Source organism: Xanthomonas sp. LMG 12462 (genome assembly GCF_009192885.1).
Taxonomy (GTDB): domain Bacteria; phylum Pseudomonadota; class Gammaproteobacteria; order Xanthomonadales; family Xanthomonadaceae; genus Xanthomonas_A; species Xanthomonas_A sontii.
In genome coordinates this window covers 30,690-43,810 of the sequence record NZ_NMPP01000038.1, presented here as the reverse complement: position 1 = coordinate 43,810, position 13,121 = coordinate 30,690, and the positions used below count along the sequence as shown (strand labels likewise).

Genomic DNA, 13,121 nt, shown 5'->3' with positions numbered 1-13,121 from the left:
TTCCCCACTCCCGATTCCCGGCTTCCCCGCAATCAACGAAATCACTTCGAAGTGCGGCGGGCGCTTCTCGCGGGTCACGGTTTCCAGGCTGGAGACTTCGAGCCCGGCCTTGCCGACGAACTTGCGCAGTTCCTTGGCCGAAAAGCCGAGGTTGACGTGGCCGTAGGCCTGCACCGCGGCCTTGTGCTCGTGGCGCGCCAGGCTGCACAGCAGCAGGCGGCCGCCTGGGCGCAGCACCCGCGCCGATTCGCAGACCGCCTGCGCCGGCTTGGTCGCATAGGTCAGGGCATGCATCATCACCACCAGATCGAAGCTGGCATCGGCGAAGGGCAGGGCATGCATGTCGCCCTCGCGCACTTCCACATTCCCGAGCCGGCGCAGGCGTTCGCTGGCCGCGGCCACCACCCGTGCGCTGGTGTCGATGCAGACGTAGCGGCGTGCGTGCGGCGCCACCAGTTCGGCCAGCACGCCGTCGCCGGAGGCGATGTCGAGCACGTCGCCGGTCTCCAGCAGCGGCAGGGCGGTGCGCGCCAGCGCTTCCCAGGTGCGGCCCGGCGAATAGTGGCGCTCCATGTCGCCGGCCACCGAGTCGGCCCAGTTCTGGTCGGCGGCGCGGTTGGCCAGCACCGCGGCCACGCGCTCGGCGTCCTGGCGCAGCAGCGGGTCGTCGCTGCCGGTGCTCAGCGCCAGCCACAGCGCGCGCTGGGCCGGATCCAGCAGGGTCTCGTCGAAGCGATAATAGGCCGACACGCCGGCGCGGCGGTCGCGCACCAGCCCGGCCTCCTTGAGCTTGGCCAGGTGGGTCGAGACCCGCGGCTGCGCCAGGCGGGTGATGGCCGACAACTCGGCCACGGTCAGCTCCTCCTGTTCCAGCAGTGCCAGCAGGCGCACGCGGGTGGCGTCGGCGAAGACCTTCAGCCGGGACGACCAGTCCTCCAGATCCATAAATATCTTCCTATCGCGATATAGAGATATTTTGGTCCGCGCGGCGGTTCCGGTCAAGTTGCACACGCCGGCGTATGGTCGGCACGGCTACAATGGCCGGACCAATATGCCCGGGAGGGGTTCGACGTGGATTTCAGCTTTACCGAAGAGCAATTGATGATCCAGGACGTGGCGCGGCGCATCGCCCAGGAGCGCATCGCCCCCAGCGCCGAGCACCACGACCGTGCCGGCGAATTCCCGCTGGAGAACATCCGCCTGCTGGGCGAGAACGGGCTGATGGGCATCGAGGTGCCGGAAGAGTACGGCGGCGCCGGCATGGACCCGATCGCCTATGTGCTGGCGATGGTCGAGATCGCCGCTGGCGATGCGGCGCATTCGACCATCATGTCGGTCAACAACTCGCTGTTCTGCGCCGGCATCCTCAAGAACGGCAACGAGGAACAGAAGCAGAAGTATGTGCGCGCCATCGCCGAGGGCCGCGAGATCGGCGCCTTCGCGCTGACCGAGCCGCAGTCCGGCTCCGACGCCACCGCGATGCGGTGCCGCGCGGTGCGCCAGGACGACGGCAGCTTCGTCATCAACGGCAAGAAGAGCTGGATCACCTCCGGCCCGGTCGCCAAGTACATCGTGCTGTTCGCGATGAGCGAGCCGGACAAGGGCGCGCGCGGCATCACCGCCTTCGTGGTCGACACCGACAAGCCCGGCTTCCACCGCGGCAAGACCGAGCCCAAGCTGGGCATCCGCGCCTCGGCCACCTGCGAGATCGAGTTCCAGGACTACGTGGCCAGCGCCGACGAGGTGCTGGGCACGCCGGGCGAGGGCTTCAAGATCGCGATGAGCGTGCTCGACGCCGGCCGCATCGGCATCGCCTCGCAGGCGATCGGCCTGGCCCGCGCCGCCTACGAGGCGACCCTGGAGTACGTGAAGGAGCGCAAGGCGTTCGGTTCGCCGATCGGCGCGTTCCAGATGACCCAGGCCAAGATCGCCGACATGAAGTGCAAGCTGGACGCGGCGCTGCTGCTGACCTTGCGCGCGGCCTGGCTGAAGGGGCAGGGCCAGCGCTTCACCACCGAGGCCTCGGTGGCCAAGCTGACCGCCTCCGAGGCGGCGATGTGGATCACCCACCAGGCGGTGCAGATCCACGGCGGCATGGGCTATTCCAAGGAGATGCCGCTGGAGCGCTACTTCCGCGATGCCAAGATCACCGAGATCTACGAGGGCACCAGCGAGATCCAGCGCCTGGTGATCGCGCGTAACGAGACCGGGTTGCGGTGAGGCCGGGAGTGGGGATTGCCGGATCCCGACTCGCTTGAGGATCTAGGGAAAAAGCGGCCGCAGGGCCGCTTTTTTTCCTTGTGTGGAAAGGCATAAGCGGCGTCTGGCTGCAATGCGTCGGGACTGAAGTTCCTCCCACAAGGAGCGCTCAGCCTTCAAGGAGCGCTCCGCCTGCATGGGGTGTTGGGTCGCGCTTCCCGACCAGATTCCCGGACAACAAAAAGCGGCCTTGCGGCCGCTCTTTGTTTGCCTCTACAAGGCGGAAGGATCAAGTCCGAGAGGAGGATTCACCAATCCCCACTCCCGAATCCCTGGCTTTTCAGCAGCCGAATGGCTGCTCATCCCGGCGCCTCAGCGATCCGGCTGATGCCGCGCCAGGCCGGCTTCCTGCATCTGGGTGAACTCCTTCGACGGCTCGTCCAGCTTGTCGCCGAGCATGCGCCGCACCATCACGAAGAACAGCGGGATGAACAGCACGCCCAGCACGGTGGCGAACAGCATGCCGCCGATCACGCCGGTACCGATGGCGTGGCGGGCGTTGGCGCCGGCGCCGGTGGAGATCGCCATCGGCAGCACGCCGAGGATGAAGGCGAACGAGGTCATCAGGATCGGACGGAAACGCAGGTGCGCCGCCTCGGCCGCGGCCTCGCGCAGGGTCTTGCCCATCGCCCGCTGCTCCACCGCGAACTCGACGATCAGGATCGCGTTCTTGGCGGCCAGGCCGATCACCGTGATCAGGCCGATCTTGAAGTAGATGTCGTTGGGCAGGCCACGCAGCAGCGAGAACGCCACCGCGCCGAGCACGCCGATCGGCACCACCAGCAGCACCGACACCGGGATCGACCAGCTTTCGTACAGCGCCGCCAGGCACAGGAACACCACCACGATCGACAGCACCAGCAGCAGCGTGGCGGTGTTGCCGGCGATGATTTCCTGGTACGACATGCCGCTCCAGTCGAAGCCGAAGCCCGGCGGCAGGTCGTTGTTGACGATGTCCTCCATCGCGCTCATCGCCTGGCCGGAACTGCCGCCCGGCGCCGGGTTGCCGACGATGTTGATCGCCGAGTAGCCGTTGTAGCGGCTCAGCGACGGCGAGCTGTAGATCCAGTCCGAGCTCACCACCGTGCTCAGCGGGATCATCTGCGGCAGGCCGCTGCTATCGGAGGCAGTGCTGCTGGGCACGTAGAAGTTGCGCAGCGACTCCGGACCGGTGCGGAACGGCGCGTCGGCCTGCATGTTGACGCGCTTGATGCGGCCTTCGTAGAAGAAGTCGTTGACGTACACCGGCGCCAGCATCAGCTGGATCGACTGGTAGATGTCGTTGACCGACAGGCCCATCGACTGCGCCTGCACGCGGTCCACCTTCAACTGCAGCTGCGGCGAGTTCTCCAGGCCGTTCGGACGCACGCCGGCCAGGGTGTCCTGGCGCTGCGCGGCCTTGCCGAGCACGATGTTGCGTGCCTGCAGCAGGGCTTCCTCGCCCTGGCCGCTGCGGTCCTGCAGCCACATGTCGAAGCCGCCGAACTGGCCCAGGCCGTTCACCGTGGGCAGGTTGACCACGAAGATCTGCGCGTCCTTGATGCCGTAGAACATCCCGTTCAACTGCTGGATCAGGTCGCCGGCGGCGATGTCGCGCTCGTCCCAGGGCTTGAGCCGGATGAAGCCCATGCCCACGTTCTCGCCGCGGCCCAGGAAGCTGAAGCCGGCCACCTGCAGCATGCCTTCGACCGCCTTCTGCTGCTGCAGCACGCCGCGCATCTGCGCGAACACCTCGTTGGTGCGGGTTTTGGTCGCACCCGGCGGCAGCTGCACGATCGCCAGCGCGAAGCCTTGGTCCTCTTCCGGCAGGAAGCTGCCCGGCATGCGCGTGAACAGGAAGCCGCACAGCACCACCAGCAGGGCGAACACCGCCATCCAGCGCGGCGCGCGGCGGATGGTGTTGCCCACCGCGCCGACGTAGCGGTGCGCCAGCTTGTCGTAGTACTTGTTGAAGGTGCGGTAGACCCAGTTCGGGTTGTCGTTGTGGGTGGGCTTGAGGAACGCCGCACACAGCGCCGGGGTGAAGCTCAGCGCCAGGAAGGCGGAGAACGCCATCGACATGGCGATGGTGATCGCGAACTGCTTGTAGATCGCGCCGGCCGCGCCGGGCTGCATCGCCGACGGAATGAACACCGCCGCCAGCACCACGGTGATGGCCACCACCGCGCCGGTGATCTGGGTCATCGCCTTGTGCGTGGCCGCCTTCGGCGCCAGGTGCTCCTCGGACATGATGCGTTCGACGTTCTCGATCACCACGATCGCGTCGTCGACCACGATGCCGATCGCCAGCACCATCGCGAACAGGGTCAGCTGGTTGATGGTGAAGCCGATCGCCCACATGCCCAGGAAGGTGCCCAGCAGCGCCACCGGGATGACCAGGGTGGGGATGATGGTGGCGCGGAAGTTCTGCAGGAACACCAGCATCACCAGGAACACCAGCACGATCGCCTCGGCCAGGGTCTTGACCACTTCCTCGATCGAGATCTTGACGAAGGTGGTGCTCTCGTACGGCGTGAACCAGGTGACGCCCTGCGGGAAGCTGGGCTGCAGCTCGTCCATCTTGGCCTTGACCGCCTCGGACACGCTCAGCGCATTGGCGCCCGGCAGCAGTTGGATGGCGAAGGCGCCGGTCGGTTTGCCGTTGTACTGGGTGTCGAAACCGAAGTTGGTCGGGCCGAACGCGACCCGGGCCACGTCCTTCAGCCGCACCACGGTGCCGTTGCCGTCGGCGCGCAGGATGATGTTCTCGAACTGCTCGGGCGAGGTGAAGCGGCCCTCGGCGCTGACCGTGGCGGTGAACGACTGGCCCTGCGGCGCCGGATCCGAACCGAGCGAGCCGGCGGCGAACTGCACGTTCTGCGCGCGGATCGCGTTGTACACGTCGGTGGCGGACATGTGGTAACCCTGCAGCTTCTCCGGGTTCAACCAGATGTCCATGGCGTACTCGGCACCGAACTGCTGGGTGCTGCCGACGCCGGGCACGCGCGAGATCTGTTCCAGCACCCGCGACCCGACGATGTCGTTGAGCGCGTCGCGGTCGATCGACGGGTTGTCCGAACGCAGCGCGATCACGCTGAGGAAGCCGGCGTTGGCCTTGGCCACCACCACGCCCTGCGCGGTCACTTCCGAGGGCAGGCGCGGGGTCGCCAGCGACACCTTGTTCTGCACCTGCACCTGGGCGATGTCCGGGTCGGTGCCGGTCTCGAAGGTCAGGGTGATGGTGGCGCTGCCGCTGGAGGACGACGACGAGCTGAAGTACAGCAGGTGGTCGATGCCGGTCAGCTGCTGCTCGATGACCTGGGTAACCGAGCGTTCGGTGGTGCTGGCGCTGGCGCCGGGATAGGTGGCGTTGACGGTGACCTGGGGTGGGGCGATCGAGGGATACGACTCGACGCCGAGATTGAGGATGGCGATCACGCCGCTGAGCGAGATCAGGATCGCCACCACCCAGGCGAAGACCGGGTGTTCGATGAAGAACTTAGGCATGGGGGGAGTCCGTTACTGCTTCGGCTGGTCGGAAGGCGAGGCGGCGTTCGGCGCATCGCCGTGCGCTGCGCCCTGCGCCGGGGCGGCGTCCTTGGCCGGCGCCGCAGCGCCCTGGGCACCCTGGCCGGGCGCTGCGCCGGCACCCGGGCCCTGGCCCTGGCCCTGGGCGGCGGCATTCGGATCCCACGGCTTGGCCACAGCCGGTGCGCCTTCCTTGACCTTGGGCAGGCCGCTGACCACGACCTGGTCGCCGTTCTGCAGGCCGCCGCTGACGATCCACTTGTCGCCCTGCTGGCCGACCGTGGTCAGGTCCTTGCGCAGCACCTTGCTGTCCTTGCCGACGACCAGCGCATAGGCGCCCTTGGCGTCGCGCAGCACGGCCGCCTGCGGGATCAGGTACACGTCCTTGCGCTGGCCCAGGTTGGCCGAGAAGCTGACGAAGGCGCCGGGCAGCAGCACCCGGTCCGGATTGGGCAGCAGCGCGCGCAGCGTCACCGAGCCGGTGCTCGGGTCGACCGCCGCGCCGGAGAAGTCCAGGGTGCCGGCATGCGCATAGGTGCTGCCGTCGCCGAGCTTGATCTGCACGGTGGACTTGTCCTCGGCGTTGAGGGCGACGTTGCCTTCGGTCTGCGCCTGGCGCAGTTGCGCCAGTTCGTCGGAACTCATCGAGAAGTTGACGTACAGCGGGTCCAGCTGGTCGATCGTGGTCAGCAGCGTGCTGTCGCCCTGGCCGACCAGCGCGCCCTCGGTGACCTGCTGCTTGCCGGCGCGGCCGGCGATCGGCGCAGTGACGGTGGCGTAGCCGAGGTTGATACGCGCGGTTTCCACCGCCGCACGGGCCTGCTGCACCGACGCGGCGGAGCTGCGTTCGGTGGCCTCGGCGTTGTCCAGGTCGGACTTGGACACGTAGGCCTGCGGCGCCAGGCTGCGCGCGCGGGCGGCGGCGGCCTTGGCGTTGGCGTAGGTGGCTTCGGCCGCGGCCAGCTGGCCCTGCGCCGAGGCCAGGGTCGCACGCAGCGGCGCCGGGTCGATCTGGAACAGCGGCTGGCCTTCCTTGACGTCGGTGCCTTCGGTGTACAGGCGCTTTTCCAGCACGCCGGGCACGCGGGCGCGCACGTCGGCGCTGCGGAACGCGGACAGGCGGCCGACCAGTTCGCGCTCAAGCGGCACGGTCTGCGGCTGCGCCTGCAGCACGCCCACTTCCGGCGGCGGCATGGCCTGCTGCTGCTCCTGTTTCTTGCAGGACGCCAACACCACCACGACGGCGCAGGCCAGGGCGAGAGAACGCAACGGGGAGGTCATCGGGTGGTACTCCGGTCTGGTTTTGTAGAAGGAAGAAAAGGGGCGGCGGCGAACGCGCGCAAGAAGCCGTCCACGGCGAACTCGGCCCAGGCGCGCTGCGCGGCGGCGTCGCCGCGATGCGCGCTGTGGAAGCGCTGACGCTCGAAATCCATGCCGACGATCATGCTCAACAGCAGCTCGGCCATGAAGTGCGGATCGTCATGCCGGAGCTGGCCGCGCGCCATGGCGCCGCGCAGGCGCTCGCTCAGGCGCTGCATCAGCGCGCCGGCGCTGTCGCGGAACATGGCGCGCGCTTCTTCGGGGAAGTGCCGCGACTCGGCGGCGATCAGCTGGCAACTCTGCAGCACACGCGGTTCCGACAGCTGTTCCAGGTACTCGCAGGCGAAACGCAGCAGGCTGCCGCGCAGATCGTCCTGCACCGGCTCCAGGTGCGCGGTGGCCAGATCGAGGTGATCCTGCATCGCCCGCCGCAGCAGACCCTGCTTGCTGCGGTAGCGGCTGTACAGGGTCTGCTTGGAGCAGCCGGCACGTGCCGCCACTGCATCCATGCTCAGGCCCATGCCTTCCTCGGCCAGCAATTCGCGCACGGCAGCGTACACGCGCTGGTCGCGCGCCTGGCGCTGTGCGGCGGAGGCGAGGGGAGTGCTCATCGATTGTGGACTATACCGTCCAGTTTAGAATTAGAACAGCCTTGACACAGGGGTGTTCTTGCTGACAACAGCGTGGCCGGCAAAGCATGGTGACCGCCGCGTGATGATGGTGTTGCGGTCGCTTTGCGCGATCTGGCGCGTCGCCGCGGCCGCTCCATTGGTTTGCGATGCAGCAAGGTAGTTGAACGGAGCACCGGTACAATTCCGGCTTTCCCATCGAGCATCGTTGCTGCTCTCCGTCATGAAACCCAAACACGCCGCTTCCCGTTCCAAATCTTCGGCCGCCACCCACACCTCCGCGACCCCGTCCGCCACCAAGCCGGCCAAGGCGCCTGCCAAGACCAAGGCGGCCGCCAACAAGCCTGCGGCCAAGGCCGCCGCCCCGCGCAAGGCCGCGACGCCGCCCAGGCTGGCCGCGACCGTGCCGGCGACCGCCAAGGTGATCGACGCGGCGCCGGCCGCCAGCGCCTTCAGCCTGGCGTCGGTGTTCGCGGCGCTGCGCAAGCGCTATCCGGCCGCGCGCCAGGAGGAGGCGCAGACCTTCGCCGAGGAGTTCTACAAGCGCATGGAGGAGGACGAGTTCCCCCACCACAGCGCGCAGGAGTGGGCGGCGCTGGCCGCGTCGATGCTGGAGTTCGCACGCAAGCGCAAGCCGGGCACGGTCAACGTGCGGGTGTTCAACCCGAACCTGAAGGACGACGGCTGGGAGTCCTCGCACACGGTGCTGCAGATCGTCAACGACGACATGCCGTTCCTGGTCGACTCGGTGAGCATGGCGCTGGCGGAGCTGGGCATCGGCGTGCACGTGCTCGGCCACCCGGTGCTGCGCATGCAGCGCGACAAGGGCGGCACGCTGGAGAACGTGGGCGAGGGCAAGGCGGAATCGCTGATGGCGCTGGAGATCGACCGCCAGCCGCCGGAAGACATGGCGCAGGTGGAAGCGGCGATCCGGCGCATCCTCGGCGAGGTGCGCAACATCGTGCGCGACTGGGGCGGCATGCGCGAGAAGATGCTGGCGCTGGCCGACGACCTGACCACGCGGCGCCTGCCGGTGGACGACAAGGGCCGGCGCGAGGCGCAGGAATTCCTGCGCTGGGCCGCGGCCGACCATTTCACCTTCTTCGGCTACCGCGAATACCGCGTGGAGAAGCAGGGCGGCGAAGACGTGCTGGCGCCGCTGGAAGACAGCGGCCTGGGTCTGCTGCGCGGGCAGGACAAGTCGCCGGCGCGGCCGGTGCGCACGCTGGCCGCACACGGTCTCAGCGAGTCCGGCACCAAGGAAGCGCTGATCCTGACCAAGACCAATGCGCGCTCGCGGGTGCACCGCAGCGGCTACATGGACTACATCGGCGTGCTGGAGTTCGACGCCAAGGGCCGCATCGTCGCCGAACAGCGCTTCCTCGGCCTGTTCACCTCCAGCGCCTACAACCGCCGCCCGTGGGAGATCCCGCTGGTGCGCGAGCGCTTCGACTACGTGATGCGCAAGTCCGAACTGACCCCGAGCAGCCACAGCGGCAAGGCGCTGCGCCATATCCTGGAGACGCTGCCGCGCGAGGAGCTGTTCCAGTCCAACGAGGAAGAGCTGTACCGCACCGCGATGGGCATTCTGGGCCTGCAGGAGCGGGTGCGCAGCCGCCTGTTCCTGCGCCGCGACAAGTACGGCCGCTTCATTTCCGCGCTGGTGTACATCCCGCGCGAGCGTTTCAACACCGACGTGCGCCTGCGCATCGAGGCCTTGCTGAAGGACGCGCTGCACGGCGAGTACATCGATTCCAACGTGGTGCTGGGCGAATCGCCGCTGGCGCAGCTGCACATGATCGTGCGGCCCAAGCCCGGCGAGGCGCTGGAGTTCGACACCACCGAACTGGAGTCGCGCCTGGCGCACCTGCTGCGCAACTGGCACGACGACCTGCGCGAGGCGCTGGTGGCCAGCTGCGGCGAGCGCGATGGCCTGCGCCTGGCCGCCGGCTACGGCCGCGCGCTGCCGGCCGGCTACATCGAGGAGTCGACCGCGCAGATCGCCGCGCGCGACGTCGAGCGCCTGGCCGCGCTGCGCGGTCCGGAAGACCTGCACCTGAGCCTGCAGGCGCTGCGCCGCGACGGCGCCGACAGCCTGCGCCTGAAGCTGTACCGCCAGCACGACGACCTGCCGCTGTCGGACGTGCTGCCGATGATGGAGAACCTGGGCCTGCGGGTGATCTCCGAGCGTCCTTATCGGCTGGTGGTCGACGGCACCGCGCTGTCGATCCAGGACTTCGAGGTCGAGCCGCTGGCCGGCAGCATCGATGTGGCCGCTGCCGACGCGCCGCTGTGCGAGGCGTTCGTGCGGATCTGGCGCGGCGACGCCGAGAACGACGGCTTCAACCGCCTGATCGTCGGTGCCAGCCTGAGCTGGCGCCAGGTCGCGGTGCTGCGCGGCTACTGCAAGTACCTGCTGCAGACCGGCGTGCCGTTCTCGCAGGCTTACGTGGAAGAGACCTGCAACCGCTATCCGCTGCTGGCGCGGCTGCTGGTGGAGCTGTTCGAGGCGCGCTTCGATCCGGCCACCGGCAACGAGAGCAAGGCGCAGATCGCCGAGGGACAGGCCGCGCTGACGGCGCAACTGCATCTGCTGGCCAAGGACGATGCCGCGGCGCTGAAGGCGCTGCAGCCGGTGATCGATGCGCGCAGCGGCAGCCGCGACGCGCAGCTGGAGGCGGTCTCGGCCGCGTTGCTGAAGCTGTTCGACCAGGTCGCCAGCCTTGACGAGGACCGCATCCTGCGCAGCTTCAAGGGCGTGATCGAGGCGACCCTGCGCACCAGCCACTACCAGCGCACCGCCGATGGCGGGCTGGGTCACTGCATCAGCTTCAAGCTGGATTCGGCCAAGGTGCCGGACCTGCCCAAGCCGCGTCCGTACCGCGAGATCTTCGTGTACGGCCCGCGCGTGGAAGGCGTGCACTTGCGCTTCGGCGCGGTGGCGCGTGGCGGCCTGCGCTGGTCCGACCGGCGCGAGGACTTCCGCACCGAGGTGCTGGGCCTGGTCAAGGCGCAGATGGTCAAGAACACGGTGATCGTGCCGGTCGGCGCCAAGGGCGGCTTCTTCTGCAAGCGCCCGCCGGTCGGCGGCGACCGCGACGCGGTGCTGGCCGAAGGCATCGCCTGCTACAAGCTGTTCATCCAGGGCCTGCTGGACATCACCGACAACATCGTCGGCGGCAAGATCGTGCCGCCGCCGCAGGTGGTGCGCCACGACCAGGACGATCCGTACCTGGTGGTCGCCGCCGACAAGGGCACGGCCACCTTCTCCGACATCGCCAACGGCCTGGCGCTGGACCACGGCTTCTGGCTGGGCGATGCGTTCGCCTCCGGCGGCTCGGTCGGCTACGACCACAAGGGCATGGGCATCACCGCGCGCGGCGCCTGGGAGTCGGTCAAGCGCCACTTCCGCGCCCTGGGCCGCGACTGCCAGAGCGAGGACTTCACCTGCGTGGGCATCGGCGACATGTCCGGCGACGTGTTCGGCAACGGCATGCTGCTGTCGCGCCACATCCGCCTGCTGGCCGCGTTCGACCACCGCCACATCTTCCTCGACCCGAACCCGGACGCGGCGGCGTCCTTCGCCGAGCGCGAGCGCCTGTTCAAGCTGCCGCGCTCCAGCTGGGCCGACTACGACGCCAAGCTGATCAGCGCCGGCGGCGGCATCTATCCGCGCACGCTCAAGTCGATCGAGATCAGTGCGCCGGTGCGCGAGGCGCTGGGCCTGGAGCCGGGCGTCAAGCAACTCTCGCCGAACGAGCTGATGAACGCCATCCTCAAGGCGCCGGTGGACCTGTTCTGGAACGGCGGCATCGGCACCTACGTCAAGGCCGCCAGCGAGACCCACGGCGATGTCGGCGACCGCGCCAACAACGGCCTGCGCGTCAACGGCGGCGAGCTGCGCTGCAAGGTCGTGGGCGAGGGCGGCAACCTCGGCCTGACCCAGCTCGGCCGTATCGAGGCCGCGCAGGTCGGGGTGCTGCTCAACACCGACTTCATCGACAACTCGGCCGGCGTGGATACGTCCGACCACGAGGTCAACATCAAGATCCTGCTCAACGACGTGGTGCAGGCCAAGAAGCTGACCCTGGATGCGCGCAACAAGCTGCTGGCGTCGATGACCGACGAGGTCGCCGAGCTGGTGCTGTGGGACAACATCCGCCAGAACCAGGCGCTGAGCCTGATGGAGCGGATGAGCGTCACCCGCCTGGGCTCCAAGCAGCACTTCATCCGCACCCTGGAGGCGCAGGGCCTGCTCGACCGGCAGATCGAATACCTGCCCTCGGACGCGGAGATCTCCGCGCGCAAGGCGCGTGGCCAGGGCCTGACCCGGCCGGAACTGGCGGTGCTGCTGTCCTACTCCAAGCTGGTGGCGTTCCAGCAGCTGCTGGAATCGGACATCCCCGAGGACCCGTACCTGTCCAAGGAACTGCAGCGCTACTTCCCGCAGCCGCTGCAGAAGAAGTACGCCGATGCGATGGAGCGGCACCGCCTCAAGCGCGAGATCATCGCCACCGCGGTGACCAACACCACCATCAACCGGATGGGCGCCACCTTCCTGATGCGCATGCAGGAAGACACCGGCCGCAGCATCGCCGAGGTTGCCAAGGCCTACACCATCAGCCGTGAGACGCTGGATGCGCGCGCGCTGTGGACGCAGATCGATGCGCTGGACGGCAAGGTGCCCGAGTCGGTGCAGATCGACGCGCTGGAGGTGATCTGGACGCTGCAGCGCGCCTTCGTGCGCTGGCTGCTGTTCCGTCCGGGCCCGATGCCGGGCATCACCGCGGCGGTGGAGCGCTACTACGAGCCGTTCAACGACATCCGCGTCGCCTCCGGCGTGCTGCCCGATTCGCAGCGTCCGCGCTACGAGGCGCTGGTGCAGGAGTGGCAGGACAAGGGCCTGCCGCCGGCGCTCGCCCAGCAGCTGTCGGAACTGCGCTTCCTGGAGCCGGCGTTCGACATCATCGAAATGGCGCGCACCCGCAAGCTCAAGCCGGTGGAGGTGTCGAAGGTGCACTTCCGCCTCGGCGAGGCGCTGCAGTTGCCGTGGCTGTTCGAGCAGATCGACGCGCTGGAGGTCAACGGCCGCTGGCATGCGGTGGCCCGCGGCGTGCTGCGCGACGAACTGGCCAAGCACCACGGCGTGCTGGCCGGCCAGGCGCTGAGCCTGCCGGGCGGCACCGCCGAAGCCAAGGTGCAGCACTGGCTGCAGCGCGACGACAGCAGCCTGCGCTTCACCCTGAGCATGCTGCAGGAACTGGCTGCGCAGAAGACGCTGGACTACCCGACGGTGTCGGTGGCGGTGCAGCGACTCGGCCAGCTGGCGGCGCACGGCGTCTGACCGATCGCGCCGGATGGCCAGGCCCGCGCGCGCGGGTCTGGCCCACTGCGGTACCGCGTCGC

6 protein-coding genes are annotated in these 13,121 nt (G+C 68.3%); 2 read left to right on the top strand and 4 right to left on the bottom strand.

The features are described 5' to 3' along the window. A partial coding sequence (locus CEK69_RS10390; RefSeq protein WP_193313955.1) for a metalloregulator ArsR/SmtB family transcription factor occupies positions 1 to 945 on the bottom strand: 945 nt, incomplete at its 3' end. Positions 946 to 1,071: 126 nt separating this feature from the next. On the opposite strand from CEK69_RS10390, the gene CEK69_RS10385 reads away from it, so the two are divergent. Continuing rightward, on the top strand, positions 1,072 to 2,220 hold the full coding sequence (locus tag CEK69_RS10385; protein ID WP_017907602.1) for an acyl-CoA dehydrogenase family protein: 1,149 nt from the start codon (positions 1,072 to 1,074) through the stop codon (positions 2,218 to 2,220). A 351-nt stretch (positions 2,221 to 2,571) separates the two neighbouring features. Here CEK69_RS10385 and CEK69_RS10380 read toward each other — a convergent pair whose 3' ends face one another. The 3 genes from CEK69_RS10380 to CEK69_RS10370 are packed head-to-tail and all read right to left on the bottom strand — an operon-like array spanning position 2,572 to position 7,697. Beyond that, positions 2,572 to 5,745: a multidrug efflux RND transporter permease subunit gene (locus tag CEK69_RS10380; protein WP_017907603.1), complete on the bottom strand. Its 3,174-nt coding sequence runs from the start codon at positions 5,743 to 5,745 to the stop codon at positions 2,572 to 2,574. Between the two features lie 12 nt (positions 5,746 to 5,757). Next, positions 5,758 to 7,047: an efflux RND transporter periplasmic adaptor subunit gene (locus CEK69_RS10375; RefSeq protein WP_152245415.1), complete on the bottom strand. Its 1,290-nt coding sequence runs from the start codon at positions 7,045 to 7,047 to the stop codon at positions 5,758 to 5,760. Continuing rightward, a complete protein-coding gene (locus CEK69_RS10370) occupies positions 7,044 to 7,697 on the bottom strand; it encodes a TetR/AcrR family transcriptional regulator (RefSeq protein WP_017907605.1) in 654 nt (217 codons plus the stop codon). Before CEK69_RS10370 ends, CEK69_RS10375 begins: the two co-directional genes overlap by 4 nt. A 241-nt stretch (positions 7,698 to 7,938) precedes the next feature. Here CEK69_RS10370 and CEK69_RS10365 point away from each other — a divergent pair, with 241 nt between their 5' ends. Then, the gene (locus tag CEK69_RS10365) at positions 7,939 to 13,059 is read left to right on the top strand and encodes an NAD-glutamate dehydrogenase domain-containing protein (RefSeq protein ID WP_193313954.1); all 5,121 of its coding nucleotides are present in this window, start codon (positions 7,939 to 7,941) and stop codon (positions 13,057 to 13,059) included. Positions 13,060 to 13,121 lie beyond the last annotated feature (62 nt).